The organism is Nonomuraea sp. NPDC051941 (assembly GCF_044593615.1).
This window is the reverse complement of record NZ_JBIUCF010000027.1, coordinates 118,396-141,573: the sequence shown is the minus strand read 5'-3', so window position 1 is coordinate 141,573 and position 23,178 is coordinate 118,396. Positions and strand designations below refer to the sequence as shown.

25 protein-coding genes are annotated in these 23,178 nt (G+C 71.2%); 17 read left to right on the top strand and 8 right to left on the bottom strand.

All coding sequences use genetic code 11. The annotated features are described in order from the left end of the window. Positions 1 to 78: 78 nt before the first annotated feature. From ACIHFD_RS37935 to ACIHFD_RS37920, 4 genes are all read left to right on the top strand, one after another. Complete coding sequence (locus ACIHFD_RS37935; protein ID WP_397371089.1) at positions 79 to 966, top strand: DNA-3-methyladenine glycosylase family protein; 888 nt, start codon at positions 79 to 81, stop codon at positions 964 to 966. Between the two features lie 65 nt (positions 967 to 1,031). Next, the gene (locus ACIHFD_RS37930) at positions 1,032 to 1,556 is read left to right on the top strand and encodes an EXLDI protein (RefSeq protein WP_185072484.1); all 525 of its coding nucleotides are present in this window, start codon (positions 1,032 to 1,034) and stop codon (positions 1,554 to 1,556) included. Between the two features lie 92 nt (positions 1,557 to 1,648). Further along, positions 1,649 to 2,605 carry an ATP-binding cassette domain-containing protein gene (locus ACIHFD_RS37925; RefSeq protein WP_397371088.1) on the top strand — a complete coding sequence of 319 codons (957 nt, stop codon included), beginning with the start codon at positions 1,649 to 1,651 and terminating at the stop codon, positions 2,603 to 2,605. Further along, positions 2,602 to 3,399 carry an ABC transporter permease gene (locus ACIHFD_RS37920; protein ID WP_397371087.1) on the top strand — a complete coding sequence of 266 codons (798 nt, stop codon included), beginning with the start codon at positions 2,602 to 2,604 and terminating at the stop codon, positions 3,397 to 3,399. Before ACIHFD_RS37925 ends, ACIHFD_RS37920 begins: the two co-directional genes overlap by 4 nt. Positions 3,400 to 3,427: 28 nt before the next feature. On the opposite strand, the gene ACIHFD_RS37915 is transcribed toward ACIHFD_RS37920, so the two are convergent. Further along, positions 3,428 to 3,988: a helix-turn-helix domain-containing protein gene (locus ACIHFD_RS37915; protein WP_350740962.1), complete on the bottom strand. Its 561-nt coding sequence runs from the start codon at positions 3,986 to 3,988 to the stop codon at positions 3,428 to 3,430. An 89-nt stretch (positions 3,989 to 4,077) separates the two neighbouring features. On the opposite strand from ACIHFD_RS37915, the gene ACIHFD_RS37910 reads away from it, so the two are divergent. From ACIHFD_RS37910 to ACIHFD_RS37900, 3 genes are all read left to right on the top strand, one after another. Next, on the top strand, positions 4,078 to 4,827 hold the full coding sequence (locus tag ACIHFD_RS37910) for an SDR family NAD(P)-dependent oxidoreductase (protein WP_397371086.1): 750 nt from the start codon (positions 4,078 to 4,080) through the stop codon (positions 4,825 to 4,827). Positions 4,828 to 4,905: 78 nt separating this feature from the next. Then, a complete protein-coding gene (locus ACIHFD_RS37905) occupies positions 4,906 to 5,106 on the top strand; it encodes a ferredoxin (RefSeq protein ID WP_350740959.1) in 201 nt (66 codons plus the stop codon). Beyond that, positions 5,103 to 6,257, top strand: coding sequence for an NAD(P)/FAD-dependent oxidoreductase (locus ACIHFD_RS37900; protein ID WP_397371085.1), 1,155 nt, complete (start codon positions 5,103 to 5,105; stop codon positions 6,255 to 6,257). The genes ACIHFD_RS37905 and ACIHFD_RS37900 overlap by 4 nt, the downstream gene beginning before the upstream one ends. A gap of 33 nt (positions 6,258 to 6,290) precedes the next feature. On the opposite strand, the gene ACIHFD_RS37895 is transcribed toward ACIHFD_RS37900, so the two are convergent. Further along, positions 6,291 to 7,739 carry an MFS transporter gene (locus tag ACIHFD_RS37895; RefSeq protein ID WP_397371084.1) on the bottom strand — a complete coding sequence of 483 codons (1,449 nt, stop codon included), beginning with the start codon at positions 7,737 to 7,739 and terminating at the stop codon, positions 6,291 to 6,293. Between the two features lie 102 nt (positions 7,740 to 7,841). Between ACIHFD_RS37895 and ACIHFD_RS37890 the strand changes: the two genes are divergently transcribed. Further along, positions 7,842 to 8,273, top strand: coding sequence for a MarR family transcriptional regulator (locus ACIHFD_RS37890; protein ID WP_350740953.1), 432 nt, complete (start codon positions 7,842 to 7,844; stop codon positions 8,271 to 8,273). 30 nt (positions 8,274 to 8,303) lie between these two features. Here ACIHFD_RS37890 and ACIHFD_RS37885 read toward each other — a convergent pair whose 3' ends face one another. Further along, entirely contained in the window at positions 8,304 to 9,356 is a 1,053-nt protein-coding gene (locus ACIHFD_RS37885) for a zinc-binding dehydrogenase (RefSeq protein WP_397371083.1), read from the bottom strand. A 28-nt stretch (positions 9,357 to 9,384) separates the two neighbouring features. Further along, positions 9,385 to 10,590, bottom strand: coding sequence for a mandelate racemase/muconate lactonizing enzyme family protein (locus ACIHFD_RS37880; RefSeq protein WP_397371082.1), 1,206 nt, complete (start codon positions 10,588 to 10,590; stop codon positions 9,385 to 9,387). Between the two features lie 131 nt (positions 10,591 to 10,721). On the opposite strand from ACIHFD_RS37880, the gene ACIHFD_RS37875 reads away from it, so the two are divergent. Genes ACIHFD_RS37875 through ACIHFD_RS37850 form a run of 6 tightly spaced genes read left to right on the top strand, consistent with a single transcriptional unit; the run spans position 10,722 to position 16,743 of the window. Beyond that, positions 10,722 to 11,837: a cellulase-like family protein gene (locus tag ACIHFD_RS37875; protein WP_397371081.1), complete on the top strand. Its 1,116-nt coding sequence runs from the start codon at positions 10,722 to 10,724 to the stop codon at positions 11,835 to 11,837. 14 nt (positions 11,838 to 11,851) lie between these two features. Continuing rightward, positions 11,852 to 13,135, top strand: a complete 1,284-nt coding sequence (locus tag ACIHFD_RS37870; protein ID WP_397371080.1) for an extracellular solute-binding protein — start codon at positions 11,852 to 11,854, stop codon at positions 13,133 to 13,135. Continuing rightward, positions 13,132 to 14,001, top strand: a complete 870-nt coding sequence (locus ACIHFD_RS37865) for a carbohydrate ABC transporter permease (RefSeq protein ID WP_397371079.1) — start codon at positions 13,132 to 13,134, stop codon at positions 13,999 to 14,001. Before ACIHFD_RS37870 ends, ACIHFD_RS37865 begins: the two co-directional genes overlap by 4 nt. Beyond that, positions 13,998 to 14,807: a carbohydrate ABC transporter permease gene (locus ACIHFD_RS37860; RefSeq protein WP_397371078.1), complete on the top strand. Its 810-nt coding sequence runs from the start codon at positions 13,998 to 14,000 to the stop codon at positions 14,805 to 14,807. Before ACIHFD_RS37865 ends, ACIHFD_RS37860 begins: the two co-directional genes overlap by 4 nt. Continuing rightward, on the top strand, positions 14,804 to 15,931 hold the full coding sequence (locus ACIHFD_RS37855) for an ABC transporter ATP-binding protein (protein WP_355211161.1): 1,128 nt from the start codon (positions 14,804 to 14,806) through the stop codon (positions 15,929 to 15,931). Before ACIHFD_RS37860 ends, ACIHFD_RS37855 begins: the two co-directional genes overlap by 4 nt. After that, complete coding sequence (locus ACIHFD_RS37850; protein ID WP_397371077.1) at positions 15,928 to 16,743, top strand: FadR/GntR family transcriptional regulator; 816 nt, start codon at positions 15,928 to 15,930, stop codon at positions 16,741 to 16,743. Before ACIHFD_RS37855 ends, ACIHFD_RS37850 begins: the two co-directional genes overlap by 4 nt. On the opposite strand, the gene ACIHFD_RS37845 is transcribed toward ACIHFD_RS37850, so the two are convergent. From ACIHFD_RS37845 to ACIHFD_RS37830, 4 genes are all read right to left on the bottom strand, one after another. Further along, positions 16,715 to 17,575, bottom strand: a complete 861-nt coding sequence (locus ACIHFD_RS37845) for a glycerophosphodiester phosphodiesterase (RefSeq protein WP_397371076.1) — start codon at positions 17,573 to 17,575, stop codon at positions 16,715 to 16,717. The genes ACIHFD_RS37850 and ACIHFD_RS37845 overlap by 29 nt on opposite strands. 160 nt (positions 17,576 to 17,735) lie before the next feature. After that, the gene (locus tag ACIHFD_RS37840) at positions 17,736 to 18,596 is read right to left on the bottom strand and encodes a hypothetical protein (protein WP_397371075.1); all 861 of its coding nucleotides are present in this window, start codon (positions 18,594 to 18,596) and stop codon (positions 17,736 to 17,738) included. A gap of 1 nt (position 18,597) precedes the next feature. Further along, the gene (locus tag ACIHFD_RS37835; RefSeq protein ID WP_355211169.1) at positions 18,598 to 19,098 is read right to left on the bottom strand and encodes a SigE family RNA polymerase sigma factor; all 501 of its coding nucleotides are present in this window, start codon (positions 19,096 to 19,098) and stop codon (positions 18,598 to 18,600) included. Between the two features lie 80 nt (positions 19,099 to 19,178). Further along, entirely contained in the window at positions 19,179 to 19,952 is a 774-nt protein-coding gene (locus tag ACIHFD_RS37830; protein WP_397371074.1) for a FadR/GntR family transcriptional regulator, read from the bottom strand. A gap of 125 nt (positions 19,953 to 20,077) precedes the next feature. Here ACIHFD_RS37830 and ACIHFD_RS37825 point away from each other — a divergent pair, with 125 nt between their 5' ends. From ACIHFD_RS37825 to ACIHFD_RS37815, 3 genes are read left to right on the top strand one after another with little or no spacing between them, the layout of a single operon-like run. Beyond that, positions 20,078 to 21,427, top strand: a complete 1,350-nt coding sequence (locus tag ACIHFD_RS37825; protein WP_397371073.1) for an ABC transporter substrate-binding protein — start codon at positions 20,078 to 20,080, stop codon at positions 21,425 to 21,427. Then, positions 21,424 to 22,296 (top strand): carbohydrate ABC transporter permease, encoded by an 873-nt coding sequence (locus ACIHFD_RS37820; protein WP_397371072.1) that lies wholly within the window; start codon positions 21,424 to 21,426, stop codon positions 22,294 to 22,296. The genes ACIHFD_RS37825 and ACIHFD_RS37820 overlap by 4 nt, the downstream gene beginning before the upstream one ends. Beyond that, entirely contained in the window at positions 22,283 to 23,164 is an 882-nt protein-coding gene (locus tag ACIHFD_RS37815) for a carbohydrate ABC transporter permease (RefSeq protein ID WP_397371071.1), read from the top strand. Before ACIHFD_RS37820 ends, ACIHFD_RS37815 begins: the two co-directional genes overlap by 14 nt. Positions 23,165 to 23,178: the final 14 nt, after the last annotated feature.

The window sequence follows — 23,178 nt, the reverse complement described above, 5'->3', positions numbered from 1 at the left end:
GCCGGCCGCCCGGCGCGGACGCTTGTCATGCGGCCGCTCCGGTGCGTGACCGTCCTTGCCGGCGCCTACTATTCGCGCATGACCACGCACGGATTCACGCTCGCCGCCGAGGGCCCGTTCGACTTCGACGCCTCGCTGCGGTTCATCGAGGACTGGCCGGCCACCAGCGCGCTGCCCTCCGACGGGCGGGCGATGCGCTTCGCCTACAGCGCGGAATCCGACTGGCTGCCGATCGGCGTCACCGTGACGGGCGCGCCGGGCGGGGTCGCCGTGGCCACGACGCGGCCCGCCGGGCCGGGGATCCGGGGCGAGGTGGCGCGGATCCTGTCCCTCGACGTCGACGGCACCGGCTTCGCCAAGCTCGGCGAGGCCGACCCGGTGCTCGGCGACCTGCAGCGGCGCAGCCCCGGCCTGCGGCCGGTGTGCTTCTGGAGCCCGTGGGAGGCCGCGTGCTGGGCGGTGATCGTGCAGCGTTCGTCGATGCTCATCGCCTCGCGGATCAAGCAGCGCATCGCCGACCGGTACGGCGCGAAGGTCATCGTCGACGGGCAGGCGCACCCGGCCTTCCCCCCGCCCGTGTCGCTGTTGGAGGCCGGGGGCCTCGGGCTGCCGGCGCAGAAGGAGGAGTGGCTGCGCGGCCTGGCGCGGGCGGCGCTCGACGGCGTGCTCACCACCGAGCACCTGCGCGCGCTCGACCCGCAGGATGCCCTGGCCGAGCTGCGCGCGCTGCCCGGCGTGGGGCCGTTCTCCGCGGGGCTGATCCTGATCCGCGGCGCGGGTGCGCCGGACGCGTTCCCCGGCGACGAGCCGCGCCTGTTCGCGATCCTGCGCGAGGCGTACGGCCTGCCGGAGGACGCGCCGCCGAGCGCGTACCGGAAGCTGGCCGAGGCGTGGCGGCCCTACCGGTCCTGGGCCTCCTTCCTCTTCAGGGCCTCCTCCTACGGCACCGTCGACGACCGCGACTGAGAGCCCCGTTGCCATCCGCTTCCCGTATACGTAGACTCATACGTATACGGGATGAGGGTGAGACGATGCCGAACAAAACGATCTACGTGTCGGACGAGGATCTGCCGATCTTCCAGCGGGCGCAGGAGCTCGCCGGCGGCAAGCTGTCGACCGCCATCAGCGTGGCGCTGCGGCGCTACGTCGAGATGGAGGAGGGCCGCCAGGAGGGCTACGAAGAGATCATCGTGCAGGTCGGCCAGGGCGCCGGGCGCAAGCAGCGCTTCTCCGGCGTGCTGCTCGGCGAGTGGGGCCGCACCAGCCGCAGCGGGCGGGTGGAGATGTTCCGGGTGTACCGCTCGCGCAAGGGCAAGTTCGTCCTGCACGTCGACCGCTCGCCCGACTGGGTGAGCGGCTCGGAGTCCGACGACTGGGTGAGCACCTGGCGCGGCTACCTCGGCCTGGGCGAGACGAGATGGGGCTTCGTGCAGGGCGCGGCCACGCTGGACGTCTTCGACACGGTCGAGGAGCTGCGCGGCAAGATCCCTGACGAGTTCTACGACCTGATCGCCGACCTGGCCGAGCGGCCCGCCGTCGAGGACCTGGACATCTAGCACCCGCTGATCGAAGCGGGCGGGCGACCGTCCGCCATCCCGTCATGCCCATAAATCATGGTTAACCTCCCAACAAAAGGAGAAATCCCGCGATGCCCCCCGCCATTCACGCCGAGGGCCTGGTCAAGAAGTACGGCGACGTCGTCGCCCTCAACGGGATGGACCTGTCCGTCCCCGAGGGCACGGTGCTCGGCCTGCTCGGCCCCAACGGCGCAGGAAAGACCACGACGGTACGGATCCTGACCACCCTGGTGAGACCGGACGCCGGACACGCCACCGTCGCCGGCCTGGACGTCGTCACGCAGGCCGACCGGCTGCGCTCGCGCATCGGCGCGTCCGGCCAGTACGCGGCGGTCGACGACCACATGACCGGCGCCGAGAACCTGGAGATGGTCGGCCGCCTCTACCACCTGGGCGCCGGGCGCAGCAGGCAGCGCGCCCGGGAGCTGCTGGAACGCTTCGACCTGACCGGCGCGGCCGACCGCCCGGTGCGGGGCTACTCCGGCGGCATGCGGCGCCGGCTCGACCTGGCCGGCGCGCTGGTGGCCGACCCGCCCGTGCTCTTCCTCGACGAGCCCACCACCGGCCTGGACCCCCGGGCCCGCGCGGGCCTGTGGGACGTCATCTCCGAGCTCGTCGCGGGCGGCACGACCGTACTGCTCACCACCCAGTACCTGGAGGAGGCCGACCGCCTCGCCGATCGGATCGCGGTGGTCGACCACGGTCACGTGATCGCGCTCGGCACCGCCGACGAGCTGAAGGACCAGGTAGGCGGCGACCGGATCGAGCTGACCGTGGCCGGCGCCGGCGATCTGGCGGCCGCGCGGCACGCCCTGGCCTCCTTCGGCGAGGTGCGGATCGACCCCACCGCGCTGCACGTGACGGTCCCGGTCACCGGCGGCACCGCCGCGCTCACCACCGCGCTCGGCCTGCTGGCCGCCGAACGCGTCACAGTCCGCGACGCCGGGCTGCGCCGCCCGACCCTGGACGACGTCTTCCTCACCCTCACCGGCCACGAGGTCACCGCCGAGAAGGAGTCCGCCCGATGAACGCCCTGCAGATCGCGCTCGCCGACGGCGTGACGATCACCAAGCGCAACGCGCTCAAGATCAGACGAGCCCCGGACCTGCTCGGCGGCGCGGTCATCCTGCCGATCGTGTTCGTGCTGCTGTTCGCGTACGTCTTCGGCAGCATGATCGAGCTGCCGGGCATGTCCTACCGCGAGTACATGATCCCGGGCATCTTCGTCCAGACCGTCGTCACCAGCGCGCAGATCACCGGCTACACCCTCACCCAGGACCTGCAGAAGGGCATCTTCGACCGGTTCCGCACGCTGCCGATGGCGCCTTCGGCGGTGCTGCTCGGCCAGACCGTCTGCGACGCGCTCATGAACGTGACCAGCATCGTCGTGATGGCGCTGGTGGGCCTGGCCGTCGGCTGGCGCATCCACACCTCGCCGCTGGAGGCCGTGCTGGGCTTCCTGCTGCTGCTGTTCTTCGCGTACGCCTTCTCCTGGGTGACGGCGGCGGTGGCGCTGGCCCTGCGCACGCCCGAGGTGTTCAACAACATCGCCACCATCGTGTCGATGCCCCTGGTCTTCCTGTCCAACGCCTTCGTCGACACCGGCCGCCTGCCGGGGCCGCTCAAGGTCGTCGCCGAGTGGAACCCCGTCTCCACCGTGATCCAGGCCGCCCGCGAGCTGTTCGGCAACGCGGCCGCGACCCGCCCGCAGGCCTGGCCGCTGCAGCACGCGGTGGCGGTGTCGCTGTCCTGGTCGGTGCTGATCCTGGTGGTGTTCGTGCCGCTGGCCACGCGCCTGTACAAGCGGGCGGTCAGCCGGTGACCCCTCCCGGCGACGGGCGCGGGCTCGCTCAGGGCGCGATGCCCTCGCGCAGCAGCGCCCACACCCGGTCGGCGGTGGCGCGCCGGTCGGGTGCCGGGGTCTTGGCCAGGACCCCGGCGAGCATGCCGATGGCCAGCACCAGGTCGTCGGCCGAGACGCCGTCACGGACGTCTCCCGCGCGCCGGGCGTCGCCGAGCACACCCGCCAGGACTCCCGCCACGCGATCGCGTACGTCGATGATGCGGGGATCGGGCTCGCTCGGCCGCGTGCTGACCAGCTCGATGAACGCGGTCGAGGCGATGGCCTGCTCGGTCAGCAGCGCCAGCAGGTCGTCGAGCGTGGTGCCGGGCCGGGCCGCCAGCGCCTCCAGCTCCGTGACGCCGTCCTCGAAGACGGCCATCGCGAGGCTGATCCGGTCGGGGAAGTGCCGGTAGAGGCTGCCCTGCCCGACCCCGGCGGCGCGGGCGACCGTGCTCAGCGGCGCGTTGAATCCGGCGCTGGCGAACACCTCACGGGCGGCCGCGACCAGCGCCGCCCGGTTCTCGGCTGCGGCGCTCGGTCCTCTGTTCGGTCGACGTGACTCCGGCACAGCGGGTATCGTAGCAACCGGACAACATCGTCCGGTTGCCGTGCCGCAAGCATGGCGGGCCGGAGGACGGCTGGCGGAAGGACGGGCTCTTGAGCACATTCGACGATCGCGTCGCCCTGATCACAGGTGCGGGATCCGGAATCGGCCGGGCGATGGCCGTGGCGTTCGCCAAGGCGGGCGCCCGCGTCGTGGCCTGCGACATCGACAAGGAGTCGGCCGGGCGGACCGCCGAGGAGATCGGCGAGGCGGCCGTCGCGGTCTCCGCCGACATCGCCGACGAGGCGTCGGTGGCCGCGCTGACCGAGGCGGCGATCGGCGCGTACGGCCGCATCGACGTGCTGTGCAACAACGCCGGGATCATGGACACGATGGCGCTGCCCGCCGACATCCCGGTCGAGCTGTGGGAGCGGGTCCTGCGGGTGAACCTGACCGGCACGTTCCTGGTCACCCACGCGGTGCTGCCGCACATGCTGCGCCAGGGCTCCGGCGCGATCGTCAACACCGCCTCGGAGGCCGGCATCCGAGGCGGGGCGGCCGGCGCCGCCTACACCGCGTCCAAGCACGGCGTCGTCGGCCTGACCCGCAGCGTGGCCTGGGCGCACGCCAAGGACGGCATCCGCTGCAACGCCATCCTGCCCGGCCCCACCATGACCAACATCGCCACGAACGCCTCCTTCGACCCCACCGGCGCCGCCCGGCTCAGTCCCGTGCTCGCCCTCGGCGAGCGGCTGGCCCAGCCGGAGCAGATGGCCGACGCCGCGCTGTTCCTCGCCTCGGACGCCGCCTCGTTCGTCAACGGGGCGATCGTCCCGGTTGACGGCGGCTGGTCGGCGGCCTGACCGCCGAGGAGCTGAAGTGCCGCGAAGGGCTCGTCGGCGGCGGCCTGCGGCGCTGGTAGAACCGAAAGGAAGTCTCTGATGAACGTCACCGTCGACACGGACAAATGTTGCGGGGCAGGCAGCTGCGTGCTGATCGCCCCCGAGGTGTTCGACCAGGGTGAGGACGACGGCATCGTGATCCTGCTGGACCCGTCGCCGGCCGAGCCCCTGCACGCCGCCGTACGCGAGGCGGCCGCCGTCTGCCCTGCCGCCGCGATCACCCTGGACGGGCAGTCTTGACGGACGTCCTGATCGTGGGCGCCTCCGCCGGCGGCCTGGCCGTCGCGGAGGCGCTGCGCCGCAAGGGCCACCAGGGCGGCCTGACCGTCCTGGGCGCCGAGCCGCACCCGCCCTACGACCGCCCGCCGCTGTCCAAGCAGGTGCTGGCCGGCACGTGGGAGAGCGAGCGGGCGCATCTGCGGGCCGAGACAGAGCTGGACAAGCTGGGCGCGACGTTCATCCTCGGCGACCCCGCGGTGCGGCTGGACCCCGAGGCGCGGGAGGTGTCCGCCGCCTCCGGGCGGACCCTGCGCGCGCAGGCCGTCGTGCTGGCCACCGGGCTGGCCCCGTCCCGGCTGCCCGGCCAGGACGGACTGGCGGGCGTGCACGTGCTGCGCACCCTGGACGACGCGCTCGGGCTCCGCGCCCACCTGCTCGAAGGACCGCGCCTCGTCGTCGTGGGCGAAGGCGTGCTGGGGGCGGAGGTGGCCGCCACCGCACGCGGTCTCGGCCTGGACGTCACCCTCGTCGGCCTCGGCCGCGCGGTCCTGGCCGACCAGCTCGGCGATCCGGCCGCCGCGCTGCTCACCAGGAAGCACGCCGAGCACGGCGTCCGGCTGCGGCTCGGCGTCGGGGTCCAGGGCCTGGCCTCCGAGGGCGGCCGGGTGACCGGGGTACGCCTGGCGTCCGGCGAGCTGCTGCCCGCCGACGCGGTGGTGGTGGCGATCGGCTCCCGCCCCGCGACCGGGTGGCTCGGCGACAGCGGGCTGACTCTGCACGACGGCGTGGAGTGCGACTCCCGCTGCCGCGCCGGCGACGGCGTCTACGCGGTGGGCGACGTGGCCTCCTGGCAGCACGAGGGGCTCGGCCGGCGGCTGCGGCTGGAGAACCGGACCAACGCCGTCGAGCAGGCCCAGGTCGTGGCCGCCAACATCCTCGGCGAGAACCTGGCCTACGCTCCCGTCCCGTACTTCTGGACCGACCAGTACGACGTCAAGCTCCAGGTCCACGGGCTGCCGTCGCCCGAGGCGGAGGTGAGCGTGGTCGAGGGCGACCCCGAGCAGAACCGCTTCGTCGCCCTCTACCGGCTCGACGGCGTGGTCACGGCGGTGCTGGGCTGGAACATGGCCAAGGCCGCCCGCCTGCGCCGCGGCCAGCTGGGCACGACGTAACCCGCGTGGGTGGCGGCCTGCCACCCACGCGGGTCAGCGGGTGCGGACCTGCTGGTCGGTGTCGGTGGGCAGGCCGGCCGGCTGCGGCTGCGCGGCGCGGCGGCCGGGGATGGTCAGGACGATGAGCGCCGCCACCAGGGCGACCCCGCCGCCGATGAGGAAGCCGGCGCGGAACCCGGCCTCGGACGGCAGCGTCACGGACCCGAACGTGACCGTCAGGTTGGCCAGCACCGCCCCGAGCACGGCACTGGCACAGGACGTGCCGATCGAGCGCATCAGGCTGTTGAGCCCGTTGGCGGCGGCCGTCTCGGTACGCGGCACGGCGCTCATGATGATGGACGGCATGGCCGCGTACGCGAAGCCGATCCCGGCGCTGACCACGGACGAGAAGACCAGGACACCCCACGCGTGCCCCATCAGGACGAGGGCCAGGAGGTAGCCGGAGGCGATGACGATCGTCCCGAGCAGCAGGGACGTCTTGGGCCCGCGAGCCCCCGACAGGCGGGCGGCCACCGGCGAGATCGCCATCATGACCAGCCCGGCCGGGGCCATCCACAGCCCGGCCTCGACCATCGACCGGCCCAGGCCGTACCCGGTGGCCTCGGGCAGTTGCAGGAGCTGCGGCGTGATCAGCGACATCGCGTACATGCCGAAGCCGATGACGATGGAGGCCAGGTTGGTCAGCAGCACCTGACGGCGCGCGCTGGTGCGCAGGTCGATCAGGGGCGCGGACACGCGCAGCTCCCACCAGCCCCACAGCAGCAGGATCACCGCCGAGGCGGCGAACATGCCGAGCGTGGTGCCGCTCGTCCAGCCCCAGTCGCTGCCCTTGGAGACCGGCAGCAGGAACAGGGCCAGACCGGCCGCCAGCCCCACCGCACCCACGAAGTCGAAGCGCCCCGGCGACTTGACCGGCGACTCCGGCACGATCATGAAGATCAGCACGCTCATCACCACGCCGAGCGCGGCGGCTCCCCAGAAAAGCGCGTGCCAGCTCACGTATTGGGCGACGAACGCGGCGGCGGGCAGGCCGAGCGCTCCGCCCACGCCGAGCGAGGAGCTCATCAGGCCGATGGCCGAGCCGAGCCGCTGCGGCGGCAGCACGTCCCGCATGATGGCGATGCCCAGCGGGATCACGCCCATCCCGAGTCCCTGCAGCGCGCGGCCGATCACCATGGGGGCCAGCGAGTTGGCGGGGGCGCACACCAGGGAGCCGACGGCCAGCAGGACCGCGCTGACGATCATGACGCGGCGCTTGCCGTACAGGTCGCCGAGCCGCCCCGAGACGGGCATGGCGACCGCGCCGGCCAGGAGGGTCGCGGTGATGGCCCAGAAGGCGTTGGCGGCCGTGGTGTGCAGGAGGGTCGGCAGGGTCGCGATCAGCGGCACCATCAGGGTCTGCATCAGCGAGACCGTGATGCCCGCCGCCGCCAGCACGCTGATGATCGCTCCACTGGACGGTGCGGCACGCGTTGAACTCATGAGTTCTCCCGTATCTCGCAGAATTATATGCACGATGCATATGGTATGTATCCTACACATCACCATATAGAGGGATATTCTGACCGCCGTGGGGAGGTAATCATGCGCGAGGAGATCGTTGACATCGAGCGCGAGCTCATGCTCATCGGCCGATATAAGGAGCTGGCGTCGTCGGCCGCGCCTGCTTCGGAACGACGGCTGGAGCGTGGCAGCAGCTACATCCTGCTCAGCCGGCTGGAGGCCGAGGGGCCGATGTCGATCGGCCAGCTCGCGCAGGCGTTCAGCCTGGACACCTCCACCGTCAACCGGCAGACCGCCGTCCTGCTCCGCGACGGGCTCGCCGAGCGCATCCCCGACCCCGAGGGTGGGATGGCCCGCAAGCTCCGCATCACCGAGGAGGGGCTGCGGCGGGTCGCTGGGGAGCGCGAGTACCGGATCCATGGGCTCGCCACGGTCCTGAAGGACTGGACCCCGGAGGAGCTGGCCGCGTTCGCCCGGGGCCTGGCCCACTTCAACGCCAGCATCGAACACTGACGGCGGCACGCGGGGCGGCGTGCCGTCCGCTCAGGCGCTTGTGACGGTGACGATGGTCTTCAGGACGTCACGGGGCGGGTCGGCCAGGCCGCGTCGTACGGCGTCCGGGAGCGGGACGGTCTGGACGGGGAGCCGATCGACCCGAATGTGACCGGCGTGCAGCAGGGCGACGGCGGCGCGTACGTCGGTGTCCCATCGGTGCGAGGCCGACCCCACGATGCGCTTCTCCCCCAGCACCACGTCCAGCGTGGACAGGACGGCGGGCTCCGGGGTGACGCCGAGCAGGACCGTGGTGCCGCCGCGGCGGCACAGGGACAGCGCGTCCGTCACCGCGGCGGGCGTTCCCGCGCTCTCCACGACCACGTCGGCCCCACGGCCGCCGGTCAGCTCGCGGACGGCGTCCGCCGCCTCGCCGGGCGCCGTGCCGGTGAAGCCGCACGAATCGGCCAGCGCGCGGCGGCCCGGGTCAGGGTCGACCGCGACGACGGCCGCCGCCCCGCGGCAGACGGCCACCTGGGCGACCAGCAGCCCGATGGCGCCGGATCCGACGACCGCGACCACGGCCCCGGACACGTCACCGGCCTTGTCGAGCGCCCGTACGGCGACCGCCGCGGGCTCGGCGAAGACGGCGACCTCGGCGGGCATGCCCTCGGGCAGCGGGACGCAGCGGCCGGCCGGCGCCACCAGGTACTCGGCCAGCCCTCCATCGTCCTGCAGTCCGAGCGCCGCCCCGCGTTCGCACAGCGGGTAGTCCCCGCGGGCGCACCACCAGCACCGGCCGCAGCCCAGCACGACGTCCGGGACGACCGGGGTGCCCGGGGCCAGGTCGACTCCGGGGCCGGGGCGGGCGACCACGCCGACGACCTCGTGCCCCAGGGTGAGCGGGGCCGTCCGGCCGGTCAGCGGGTGCGGCGTGACCGGCACGACGATCGGTCCCGCCCGGTACTCCTCGACGTCGCTGCCGCAGATGCCGCAGAGCGTCACCGCGATCAGGACCTCGCCGGGACCGGGGCTGGGGACCTCGGTCTCGACCAGCCGCACATCGCCGCGCCCGTACCAGCGCAACGCCGCCATCCGCGTCATCTCCGCACCCCGCTCCGCCGGGCGCGGCTCATGGGCGGGTGCCGGTCAGGCGGGTGGTGACGCCCGGGCGGCTGGTGAGGCCGTCGGTGAGCTCCACGCCCAGGCCGGGCCGGTCCTCCAGGCGCACCCGGCCGTCCTCCACGAGCGGCAGGCCGGTGGCCAGCTCCCCGTACCAGGTGTGGCGGAAGGCGCGCACGCTCTCCTGCACCAGCGCGTTGGGCTGGCTCAGGGCCAGGTGTACGCACGCCGCGAACGAGATCGGCCCGGTGCAGTCGTGCGGCGCGAACGGCAGGTCGTACGAGTCCGCGAGCGCGGCGATCTTGCGGGCCTCGGTCAGCCCGCCCGTCCAGCCGATGTCCACGATGGCCACCCGGATCCCCGCGCGTTCCAGCAGCCCGCGGAACGCGCGCTGCCCGGTCAGCGTCTCACCGGTGGCCAGCGGCACCGGCGTCGCGGCCTGCAGCGTGGCATAGGAGGCCTGGCTGTCGGACCGCAGCGGGTCCTCGACCCAGTACGGGCTGACGCGTTCGAGCTCCTTGACCAGCCCGAGCGCGGCATGCAGGCTCCACAGGCCGTGCAGCTCGACCATGACGTCCATCTCGGGGACGGCGTTCTTGATGTCGTCGAGCACCTTCAGGCCGGCCAGCAGGTCGGCCCGCTCCAGCCTCATGCCGCCGGTGCGCTCGGCCGCCTGGTCGAACGGCCACACCTTCATGGCGCGCAGTCCCTCGTCCCACAGCTCCTTGGCCAGCTCACCCGGCCGTTCCAGGAAGCCGCGCAGGTCCTCGTACCGCGACGTGTCGGCCAGGCCCCAGTTGGAGACGGCCTGGCGCGGCTCGTTCTTGACGTAGGAGGGGCCCGCGCAGGTGTTGTAGACGGGGAGGCTGTCCTGGTAGGGGCCGCCGAGCAGGGTGGCGACGGGCTGCCCGGTGGCCTTGCCGAGCAGGTCCCACACGGCGATGTCGACGGCCCCGTTGCCCCGGGTCTCGACCCCGCTGCCCTGGAAGCCCACATGGCCGGTGAGCAGCCGGCGCAGCCGCTCGGGGCTGGGCAGCGGCGCTCCCACGAGGAGTGGTGCGACGGTCTCGTGCAGGTAGGCCTCGACCGCCTCCGCCCCGAAGAACGACTCGCCGAGGCCGATGAGGCCGTCGTCGGCGTATAGCCGCATCAGGAGCACGTTGGGCTGAATCGGGCATCGGATGGTCTCCAGGCCGGCGACGGCTCGGGTGCTCATGGTCCAAGAACGCTAGCTGGTTAGACCAGTAACCCGCAAGGACCAAGAGGAGCCTTGACAGTCACGCTTCGGCCAGCCACGATCTACCAATCTGGTAAGACCAACATCGAACGGATGTTGAGACTATGACGTTGACCACCAGTCCCCTAGCGATCACCATGTGGGACTTCTCCTGGCTCGAACGGCGCTGGGACGGCGCCGGTTACCAGGACTGGGACCGCGCACTCGACGAACTGGCCGAACGGGGCTACGACGCGGTACGCATCGACGCCTTCCCCCACCTGGTGGCGGCCGATCCGGAGCGGACCTGGCGCCTGCTCCCCGTGTGGCACTTCGAGTCCTGGGGCGCCACCGAGCCGGTCTCCGTACGCGTGCTGCCCGGCCTGCTCGACTTCATCCGGGCATGCGCGGACCGCGGGCTGCGGGTCGCGCTGTCCTCGTGGTTCAGGAAGGACGAGCACGACGTCCGCTCGCGGATCAGGACCCCGGCCGACCTGGCCCGGATCTGGGACGTCACCCTCTCGGCGATCGAGGACGCCGGCCTCGCCGACGCCGTCTACTTCGTCGACCTGGTGAACGAGTGGCCGCTCGCGATGTGGGCGCCCTTCCTGTACGGCAACGACGCGAGCGCCGAGACCCTGTCCCGGGGCGACGCGGCCGTACAGACCTGGGCCAAAGAGGCGATCTCCACCCTGCGCGCCGCCCACCCCCGCTACCGCTACACGCTGTCCGGCTGCACCGAGACCACCGGCGCCCCGGGCGAGGACCTGTCCGAGCTGGACCTGCTCGAACCGCACGTGTGGATGACACCGCAGGCCACCACCGACTTCTACGCGGAGATCGGCTACGACCTGCACCACTCCCAGTTCGACCCGCGGGCCTACGAGCCGCTGTCCGGCCCGGCCGAGCGCCTGTACCGGTCCGACCCGCAGCGGTGGGCCGGCCGCCTGACCGAGCACATCGGGGAGGTCGCGGCGTGGTCGCGGGCGGCCGGCAAGCCGCTGGTGACCACCGAATGCTGGGGGATCGTGAACTACAAGGACGGCCCCGGCCGCGACTGGGGCTGGGTCAAGGAGCTGTGCGAGATCGGGGTACGGGCCGCGCTGGCCACCGGGCGCTGGGAGGCGCTGGCGACCAGCAACTTCTGCGGCCCCCAGTTCGACGGCATGTGGCGCGACATCGCCTGGCACCGGCGCATGACCGACGCCATCCACGCGGGGGTCACCGAATTCACGACCGTCCCCTGAGAGGAACCGGACACATGAGTGATATCCCCCGTCGAGACCTCCTGCGCGGCGCCGCCCTGCTGAGCCTGGCGACCCCGCTGGCCGCCTGCGGGTCGAGCGGCGCCCCGGTCGGCTCCAAGGAGTCCGGGCCCCAGGGCACGGTCAACGTCTGGATGCACGAGGAGCAGGCGAACACCAAGTACTTCAACGCCAAGATCGCCGAGTATCAGCGCCAGTTCCCGAAGGTCACCGTCAAGCCGCTGTACATCCCCATCGCCAACCTCGACACCAAGCTCTCCACGGCGTTCACCACGGGCTCGCCACCGGACCTGATCAAGGTCGGCGCCTGGACCCTCGCCGAGCGGGCGTCCAAGGGACAGGTCGCGCCGCTGCCGCCGGCGGAGTTCGGAGCCGGCTCCATCGACGAGCTCAAGACCAGGTTCGACACGAACGCCTTCGCCGCCCTCACCTACAAGGACCAGGTCTACGGCGTCCCGATCGACTTCAACTCGGTCCACCTCTGGTACCGCCGCGACCGCTTCGAGCAGGCCGGGCTCGACCCCGACAAGCCTCCGACGACCTGGGAGGAGGTCGAGGAGTTCAACGCCAAGCTCACCACGGGCTCCCAGGTCGGGCTCCAGTGGCAGCTCGCCGACAACATCTGGGCGATGCTGAACTTCATCCCGCTGATCAACGGCCTCGGCGGGAAGATCGTGGACGAGAGCACGGGACGCGGCGGGCTGAACACCCCGGCGGGCCTGCAGGCGCTCGAATACTACGGCCGCCAGGGCAATCCCAAGCTGAACGACCCGGTCGGCGCGTTCGGCCTGTTCGCCAAGGGCACGGCGGCCATGCTGGTGTCCGGCCGGTTCACCTCCAGCCTCATCCCGGCGCTCAATGCCAAGGCCGAGCTGGGCAAGACCTTCGACAGCACCGTCGTGCCGAACTGGGCGGGCAAGGAAAAGGTGGCCTCCGGCTACTCATGGGGGTGGATGGTCGCCAAAAAGGCGAAAAATCCGTATACGGCTTGGCATTTCGTTAACTGGCTGTCCACGTCCGAGCATGTCGACCAGCAGTTGGCCGCCACCGGCCTGGTCACCCCGGCGGCCGGCTGGCAGAAGCTGCCGAGCGCCCGCGACAAGGCCAGCCAGCAGTTGGAGGAGCAGCTCCCGTACACCGACTTCGGCCCGGTCCTGCCCCAGTGGACCGAGACGATGAAGGCGCTGCTCGACGCGCTGGAGTCGGTGATCCACAAGCAGCGCTCCGCCCAGGAGGCCGCGGTCGCCTTCGACGCCGCGGTGGGGCGGATTCTCAAATGACCGCTGCACGGCGGGCCACCATGGCCGGGGTCGAGGCCCGCGCGGGCGCGGGCCTCGCCGCCCCGGCGATCGTGTACTTCGTCCTGTTCTGGGCGCTGCCCGCGCTCGCGGCCCTCTACCTGAGCTTCACCTCGTACGACCTGTCGGGCACCCCGCAGTGGGTGGGCCTGGACAACTACCGCGAGATGGCGACCAGCGCGGAGTTCTGGAGCAGCGTGTGGGTGACCGTGCTCTACACGGTCTTCGCGGTGGGCCCGACCATCGTGATCGCGCTGGTCGTGGCCGTGCCGCTGGCCAAGCCCGGCCGGCTGCGGGCCTGGCTGCGCGGGATGGTCTTCGTCCCCGCGGTGATGCCGCTGGTCGGCGCCACCGTGCTGTGGCAGGTCATCTACTCCACCGGCGGGCTCGCCGACACCCTCGTCGGCGCCCGCCCGTGGCTCACCGACTCCGACTACGCCATCTGGGCGCTGCTCGTGATGGTCATCTGGAAGTACGTCGGCCTCTACGTGATCATCTTCGTGGCCGGGCTGCAGGCCCTGCCGGCCAACGTCTTCGAGGCCGCGGCCATCGACGGCGCCCGCACGCTGCGGACGTTCTTCCTGATCACCGTGCCGCTGCTGCGCCGCACCTTCACCTTCGTGATCGTGGTGGCCGTCACCGGGGCCATGCAGTCGTTCGTGCCGGCCTACCTGCTCACCAAGGGCGGGCCCGTCAACGCCACCCAGGTGCTGCCGCTCTACCTGTACAACAACGCGTTCTCCTTCTCCCGGTTCGGCTACGCGTCGGCGATCGCGATCGTGCTGCTCGTGGTGCTGCTGATCTTCGCCTTCACCCAGTTCAAGCTGATCAGGAGTGACGAGGAATGAGAATCCGCCACTCGCTCACCGTCGTGGCCCTCGTCGGCTTCGTGGCGCTGATGCTGCTGCCGCTCTACTCCATGGTCGTGCTCGCCTCGGCGCCCGACGACAGCGACCTGTCCGGGCTGCGCTTCCACGGGTTCGCGCTGTTCGACAACCTCGGCGAGATCATGACCGACGGCCGGTTCCCGCGCTACCTGCTGAACAGCCTCGTCATCGCCTCGGCGGTCTCCGTGCTGGACGTGGCGATCTCGGCGGCGGCCGGGTACGCGCTGGCCCGGCTGCGCTTCCCCGGCCGGGCCGCGCTGCTCAACCTGGTGATCATCGCGCTGTCGCTGACCCCGGCGGTCGTCATGATCCCGGTGTTCGTGGCGCTCAGCGAGATCGGCTGGCTCAACAGCTACCAGGGCCTGATCGCGCCGTTCGTGGCCAGCGCGCTCGGCGTCTTCCTGGTCCGGCAGTTCGCGCTGGGCATCCCCGCGCAGATGCTGCACGCCGCGCGGGTGGACGGCGCCGGCGAGCTGCGCATCTTCTTCCTCATCGCCGTCCCGCTGCTGCGCCCGGCCCTGCTGACGGTGCTGCTGCTGCAGTTCCTGGCCCAGTGGGACAACCTCATCTGGCCGCTGATCGCGGCCAGCGAGCAGGAGCTCTGGACGTTGCCGCTCGCGCTGTCGTCCTTCGAGGGGGAGCACGGGATCGTCTACCACCTGCAGACCGCGGCGGCGCTGCTGTCGATCCTGCCGCCGCTCGTCCTGTTCGCCCTGCTGCAGCGCTACTACGTCTCGGGCCTCACCCTCGGAGGAGTCAAGCGATGACCGACGGCATCCGCATCGAACGGGTCACCAAGCGGTACGGCGGCCAGGTGCTGTTCGCCGACGTCGACCTGCACGTCCGCGACGGGGAGTTCCTGGTGATCGTCGGCCCGTCGGGGTGCGGGAAGTCCACGCTGATGCGCATCGTCGCCGGGATCGAGCCGGTCAGCGCCGGCCGGGTCACGGTCGGCGGCAAGGACGTCACCCACGCCCACCCAGGCGACCGCGGGATCGGCATGGTCTTCCAGGACTACGCCCTCTACCCGCATCTGAGCGTCGAGGGCAACCTGGCGTTCGGGCTGCGTGCCCATCACGTGCCGAAGGACGTCATCCGGCAGCGGATCGAGGACACCAGCCGCGTGCTCGGACTCGCCGACCAGCTCAGGAAGAAGCCGGGCCAGCTCTCCGGCGGACAGCGGCAGCGGGTCGCGCTCGGGCGCGCCATGATCCGGGAGCCGGCCGCGTACCTCATGGACGAGCCGCTGTCGAACCTGGACGCCGCGCTGCGCGTTCAGATGCGGGCCGAGCTGATCGAGTTCCACCGCCGCACCAAGGGGACCGTCCTGTACGTGACCCACGACCAGGTCGAGGCCATGACCATGGGCGACAGGGTCGCGGTGCTCAACGAGGGCGAGTTCGCGCAGATCGGAACCCCGACCGAGATCTACGAGCAGCCGGCCACCGTGTTCGTCGCCACGTTCCTCGGCAGCCCGCAGATGAACCTGATCGAGGCCACCGCGCGGGCCGGCGCGGACGGGGTGGAGCTGATCAGCGGCGACCTGCGCTGGCGGCTGCCCCGGTTGCCGGACGACCTGCCGGAGTCGGTGCGCGTCGGGTTCAGGCCCGAGTCCGTACGCGTACGGGCCGACGACGGGGCCGCCCTGCCCATCGAGGCGACGCTGTCGTACCGGGAGAATCTCGGCAACGAGAGCATCCTGCACCTGCGCGACGACACGGGCCGGGCGATCGTCGCCCGCGTGCCGCCCCGCACCGGGCCGCGCGACGGGGAACGCGCGACCTTTTATGTGCCGCTGACCGATCTTCACCTGTTCGGCCCGGACGGGCGGGCGTGCTGGCACGGAGCGCGGCTCGGCACCGGTGGCGAGCCGCTACCGTGGTCGGCATGACCGCTGAGCGCGGGAGGAAACCGTCACTCGAGAGCCCCGCCGAACCCAATGTCGGGGGGAAGACGCCGACCAGCCCGGGTGCGCTGATCGCCGTTCTCGAAGACCGGATCCTGACCGGACACTGGGCCCCCGGCGTGCGCCTGCCCTCCGAGCGGGATCTGGCGACCGAGTTCGCGGTCAGCCGCCCGGTCATCCGGGAGGTCCTCAAGGCCCTGCAGGAGCGCGGGCTGATCGAGGTCTCACCGCAGCGGGGCAGCTTCGTCCGCCACTACACGGCCGAGAACCTGATGCGGCCGATGAACCTCGCGGCCCGCGCCGCCGGGGTGACCGCCCGCCAGCTCATGCGGGCGCGGGTGATGCTGGAGACCGAGGCGGCGAGCCTGGCCGCGGCCAACGCGAGCAAGCGCGACCGTACCGACCTGCTGCGGGTCCACCAGCTCTTCGCCCGGCCGGGCGACGTGCACGCCAGGGCGCGGGTCGATCTCGCCTTCCACGAGACCATCGCCAGGGCCTCGGGCAATCCGGTCATCCACATGATGTTCACCGCGATCCAGGACCTCACCTACGGGCTGATGCTGCGCAGCCTCAGCGACCGCGAGGTCCGGGAGGCCGGCGAGCCCCTGCACACCGTGATCCTGGAGGCCATCCTCGACCGCGACCCCGACGGGGCCCGCGAGGCGATGCGCCGCCACCTCGACCTCGCCGAGGACTTCTACGGGCCCGACATGGACACCGACCTCGCCGACGTCATCGAGCACCGGCTCGCGGCGTCCGGCGACGACCTCATAGCCGACCTCCGCCAGCCCTCATGACCACGCGCATGGCCCGGCGCTTGACGGCGTCGATCTGGTCGGGCCGCCCGGTCATGATGCCGTCCACGCCGTACGACATGAGGCGGCGGATGACGGCCCGCCGGTCCGTCGTCCACGTGTAGACCCGCATGCCGTGCTCGTGGACCTGCCTGACGTAGGTCGCGGTGAGGCCGCTGTGCGGCACCGTGACCGCGGCGGCGAACCCGGCCAGGTCCTCCAGCCGGGAGGCGTCCGGCTTGCCCATCAACGCGACGGGGAGGTCGGGCATCATCTCGTGCAGGTTCCGCATCGACTCCCAGTTGTACGCCTGCACGGCCAGCCGCCTGCCCTTCCACAGGGATCGGTACTTCCTCAGCTCGGCGGCCACCCGTTCGTCGATGTCCGTGCTGGCCGGATCGTGCTTGATCTCCAGCAGCATCCCGACCCCGCTCCTGCTCATCTCCCGCAGTCCCCGTTCCAGGGTGGGCACCTTCTCGCCCTGGAACTGGGAGGAGAACCACGAGCCGGCGTCCAGGCGCTGGATCTCCGCGAGCGTGAAGTCGGCGACCCGCCAGGGGGAGCGCCCGGGGAAGACCTGCTCGACGTTGGTGGTGCGGGCCAGCGTCTGGTCGTGCATCAGGATGAGCCGCTGGTCCTTCGTCTGCTGGACGTCGTACTCGCACATGGTGGCCCGCTGGGTCCGGGCCACCTCGCAGGCCACGATGGTGTTCTCGGGCGCGTACCCGGATCCGCCCCGATGCGCGATGTTGTCGACCTCCCACGGCGCGGCAGCGGCGGGCCTCGCCATGACGGCCAGTGCGGTGATGACGACGGCACCCAGCAGACGGTACATGAGCGATCCTCCGGCCCGGCCCTTCTTGTCCCCCGAACCCGACACGGACCTCTTATGTCGAGTTACGTCGAAAAGTGCCCACTAATGCCAGCAAAGAGCGGTTCGCTACGGCGTGTCGCGGACGTCCGCACGAACTTTTTGCCGACGACCGCCGACGATCTCAGTAGCCGCTCCCCCGGCCCAGGGGGCCGAACGCCACGTCCTTCTGCCGCCCCAGCACCTGGTCCTGCGAGCCGTACGCGGTGACCGTGACCGGCGGGGAGTCCAGCAGCGTCATCGACCCGTCCTCGGGATTCCGCACCAGCTTCCCCGGCACCCGGGCGATGAAGAAGCCGCCGGCCAGCAGCGCGTCGGTGCGCCGCCCGTCCGCCCAGTCGATCTCCACCCGGCGCACGCCCGAGGTGACCCGGCCGACGACGACCCGGTACATGTCGTCGTGCTGGACCCGCTGCGGCCCCGTCGCGTACGAATGCGTGTGCGAGGTGTACGCGTCCACCTGGAGATCCCCTTGGAAGCCGGTCAGGTCCCCGGGCGGCTTGAACCCCCAGTACGTGAAGACCGCCCGCTCCGCCATGTCCTTCTGCGTGGTCGGGGTGCACAGGACGAAGCCGGCGAGGCTGCCGACCAGGGCGGTCATGCCCTTCTTGTCCCGGTATTCGGCCAGCACCCGGAAGTCCTCCACCGAGCCCTGCTCGGGGAGGCGCAGGTTGCCGTCCATGTTGTGGACGGGGCCGCCGTTGGGCATGCACTCGCGTACGACCTGCAACTGCTCGGGGGTGTTCTCCGGCAGCCGGGCGACCTCCGCCGCGGTGTCCGGGCCGGAGTCGCCGGAGGGAAGCACGACGATCACCGCCGTGACCAGGGAGGCGGCCGCCGCGAGCCCGGCGAGCGACCACGTCGCGCGCCGGCGCCGCAGCGCGCCGGTCCGCGCCCGCCGGGCGTGCGCGAGGGCGTCCACGGGCCTGGCCTCGGCGGCCATCCGCCGGAACTCCGCGGCGATCCGCTGTTCGTCGATGGTCATCTCAGGCCTCCAGGGTGACGTTCTCGCCGACCAGCTCGCGCAGCCGGGCGACGGCTTGGTGGGTCTGGCTGCGCACGGTCCCCACCGAGCAGCGCATGATCTTGGCGACCTCGGACTCCGGCAGGTCCTCGTAGTAGCGCAGCACCAGGACGGCCCTCTTGCGCGGCGGCAGGGCGCGCAGCGCCTGATCCAGGCTGAGGCGGGTGTCGACCTCGCCGGTCCGGTCGCCCGTGGCCCGGTCGGGAGGCGCCTCGACCACGCGTTCGCGGCCCCAGCGCGGACTTCGCCACCGTCCGACCTGTTCGTGGTACATGACGCGGCGCACGTACGCCTCCGGGTTGTCCCGGATCCGCCGCCAGTGTCCGGCGGTCTTCGCCAGGGCCGTCTGCAGCAGGTCCTCGGCCGCGTGCTGGTCGTTGGTCAGCACGTACGCGAGCCTGATCAGGCTGTCCGAGCGCGTGGCGACGAACTCGGTGAAATCTCGCTGCTGGTCGGGGTGCAAAAGGGCTCTCCTCTGGTCTCACCCGTCCAGATGGAGCCGGACCCGCGGATCTATGGCGTCAGGGCTTATTACGGGGCCTATTACGGGCGGCGGCGGTTCCAGGAATCGGTGATGTGCTTGCGCATCGCGGCCGCCGCCCCCTCCTGGTCGCCGGCCGCGATCGCGTCCTTGATGGCCTGGTGCTCGGCCAGCGTCTGGCGCATCACGGCCTCGTTGTACTCGCCGTGGTAGAGCATGCTCGTCCGGGCCTTGTCGTGGATGCTGTTGACGATGGCCCGCCCCAGCCGGTTGCGTGACGCGGCCATGATCATGTCGTGGAAGCGCACGTCGGCGGCGGCGAAGTCGGGTGTGGAGGCGAGGTTGGCGCGCATGACCGCCAGCTCGGCCCCGATGCGCTCCTCGTCGTCGGGGGTGCGGGCCAGGGCGGCGGCCGCGGCCATCTCGGCCTCCAGCGCGGTGCGCACGGACACCAGCTCGTCCAGGAACGTCACGTTCTCGTCGTGCGCGATGACGGCGGTGAGCACGACGTCGTCGAGCAGGTTCCACTGCCGGGAGTCGGTGACCTGGGTGCCGCGGCCGTGCTCGATCCTGACCAGGCCCTTCTCCTGGATCACCTTGACCGACTCGCGGATCACCGTCCGGCTGACCCCGAACTCCTCGCAGAGGTCGGCCTCGGGCGGGAGCGCCGTGCCGGGCGGCAGCGCCCCGCGCACGATGTCGTCAACCAGCTGCTCGACCACGGTGGTGCCCAGCTTGGCCCCGCGGACCCGGCGCGGTGGCCGCTTGCCGGCCCGCTCGGGCGGCTGCGGATCCCGCGTCGAATCCCACGGCCCCGTAGTCGCGTGCTGAGTCAACGCATCCTCCCGTCCGCCTGAACGCCCTTCAGTGTAGGGCATTGTGAATACGTCACACGTATGATGTCATATCCCGAAACACGGCGTTTACGTACCTCAAGCCGCCTTGTCCGAAGGAAGCCCCCATGAGACGACGCACCCACCTGGCGGTCACCGCGGCAGCGGCCCTGCTCGCCGTCGCGGCCTGCGCTCCCCCGAACGCCCCGACCCAGGCGAAGCCGACCGGCTCCGCCGGATCGCAGTACGGCTTCGCCCCCGCCGAGCAGAAGGCCGGCAAGCTCCTGGTGTGGGTGGACTCCACCCGGCTCGACGCCGCGAAGGCGTACCAGAAGGCACACCCCGACGTGCAGCTGGACATCGTCACCTACGACGGCAACGCCAACGGCTCCAACACGCTCAAGACCAAGGTGCAGCTGTTCGACCGGGCCGGCGAGGGCTGGCCGGACGTCGTGTTCACCACGGACAACAACACCGCGTCCTGGGCCTCGCAGGGCGACAACGCGTTCGTCGCCCCGCTCAACAAGGGCCTGCTCGACGACGCCACGCTGAGCGGCTTCGCCAAGGGCGCGCTCGACGTGTGCACCGTGGACGGCACGGTCTACTGCCTGCGCAACGACCTGGCCCAGGTGGTGCTCTGGTACAACAAGAAGCTGCTCGACAAGTTCGGCTACACGTTGCCCACCACCTGGGAGGAGTACCAGGCGCTGGGCGAGAAGGTGGCCGCCGAGCACCCCGGCTACATCATCGGCACGGCCGGTGACGCGTGGGCGCCGGAGATCTACATGTGGGGCGGCGAGTGCCCGGCCAACCAGGTCACCGGGCCCAAGGCCATCACCGTCAAGGCGACCGACCCCAAGTGCGTGCGCACCGCGAAGATGATGGACAAGCTCGTCGCGAACAAGACCATGTCGATGCTGTCCCTGTTCGGCCCCGAGTTCGCCAAGAGCCAGGGCGACAAGGTGCTCATGCTGCCCGGCCCGGCGTGGTACGGCGGCGCGGTCTTCCAGGGCACGCTCAAGACTCCGAAGGGCGAGCTGGCCGTGGGTGACGCCCTGCGCTGGTCCGACCAGAGCACTCCGGTGACCGGCAACGTCGGCGGCGGCACCTGGTGGCTGTCGCGGCACAGCGCGCGCCTCGACGCGGCCAAGGACTTCATCGGCTGGGTCGCGACGGCCGACGCGTACCAGGTCGAGCTCTCCCCCGGCTATCCCGCGTACACGCCGGCCGCGACCAAGTGGATCAAGAAGCAGCAGGACAGCGGCTACTACGCCGGCGACCTCGCCGGCCCGATCTCGGCCGCGGCCGGGCAGGTGTGGCCCGGCTGGGGCTCCCCCGAGTTCAGCCAGGAGGCGGTCTGGGCCAAGACCGTCATCCCCGGGCAGACCGCGGGCAAGACGGTCGAGTCGCTGCTCCCGGAGTGGCAGACGGCCATCGAGCAGCAGGCCCAGGTCTTCGGCTACCAGGTCACCAAGTGACCGGATCGAGACTGCGGCTCTCCGCCGGGCACGTCTTCGTCTCCGGGTACGTGGTGCTGCTGGTCGCGTTCGGCATCGTGCCCACGGTGTACGCGCTCAATCTGGCCTTCACCGATGCCCGCGGAGTCTTCACCGGTTTCGCCAACTTCGTCAGGACCGCGCAGGACTTCCGGTTCCTGGCCGCCGTCGAGCACGTGGCGACCTACCTCGTGCTCTGGCTGGTCACCCTGACCGTGCTGGTCCTGCTGCTCGCGCTGCTGGTCCACCGGCTCACCGCGGGCTGGTCGCGGGCCGCGCTGCGGTTCGTCTACTACGTCCCCGGCGCGCTGGCGGGCGCGTCGAGCGTGCTGCTCTGGCTGTTCATGCTGGACCCGTCCGTGAGCCCGGTGGACGACCTCGTCCGCGCGCTCTGGGGCGAGACCTTCGTGCAGGTGATCTCGCCGGGTCACCTGCCGTGGATCTTCACCCTGATCGCGTTCTGGACCGGCGCGGGCGGCTGGATCGTGGTCATGTACGGCGCGCTGAACACGATCCCCCACCAGCTCATGGAGGCCGCCCGGGTGGACGGCGCCGGGCCGGCGAAGATCGCGCTGCGGGTGCAGCTGCCGATGCTGCGCAAGTGGATCGTCTACATGCTGATCCTGTCCCTGGCGGCGGGCACGCAGCTCTTCGTCGAGCCGCAGCTCATCTCCCAGGCCAGCTTCGGCGTGGTGGGCAACGACTATTCGATCAACCAGCTCGCGTACCTGTACGCCTTCAACCAGAACGACTTCAACGGCTCCGCGGCGATCGCCGTCGACCTGCTCATCGTGGCGCTGTGCTGCGCCGGGCTGTTCGTCGCGCGGGGAGGTCTCTTTGACACGGACTGACCCCGCGCGGGCTGTCGCGAAGGTGCTCGTCATCGCGTTCCTGCTGGTCTTCGCGGTGTTCTTCGTCCTCCCCATGCTGTGGCTGGTGCTCGCCTCGACCAAGAGCCCGGCCGACCTGATCCACGGGAACCCGCTGTCGCCGGGCTCGCTCGGCTCGCTCGTCACCAACTGGCAGCACCTCATGTCCTTCCAGGACGGCGCCGTGCTGACCTGGATGGGCAACTCCGTCACGTACGCGGCGTTCTCCGTGGCGCTGACCCTGCTGGTCAGCATCCCCGCCGGCTACGCGATGGCGCTCATGAGCTTCACCGGCCGGCGGCTGCTGCTGATCGTCACGCTGGTCGTGATGCTCATGCCGGGGACCGCGCTGGTGCTGCCGATCTTCCTGGAGCTCAGCTACGTCGGCCTGGTCAACCAGGCGGCCTCGGTCGTGCTGCCGATGTCGTTCTTCCCGTTCGGCGTCTACCTGACGTACATCTACTTCTCCACCAGCGTCCCCGGCGAGCTGCTCGACGCGGCGCGGCTGGACGGGTGCGGGGAGAGCGCGACGTTCCTGCGGGTGGCGCTGCCGCTGGCCAAGCCGGTGGTCGCGCTGGTCGCGTTCTTCAGCTTCGTGACGAACTGGAACAACTTCTTCCTGCCGTACGTGATGCTGCCGGACAGCGACAACTACCCCATGCAGGTCGGGCTCACGCAGATGCTGGCCGCGACCCCCACGTTCAACCCCGTCGTCGGCGCCAACGCCGAGGTGCAGCCGCCCGAGCTCATCCTGGCGACCCTGCTGTCCATCGCTCCCGTGCTGCTGGTGTTCCTCTTCTCCCAGCGCTTCCTGGTCGCCGGGCTGACCGCCGGCGCGACCAAGGGATGACCGCCTCTCCTAGG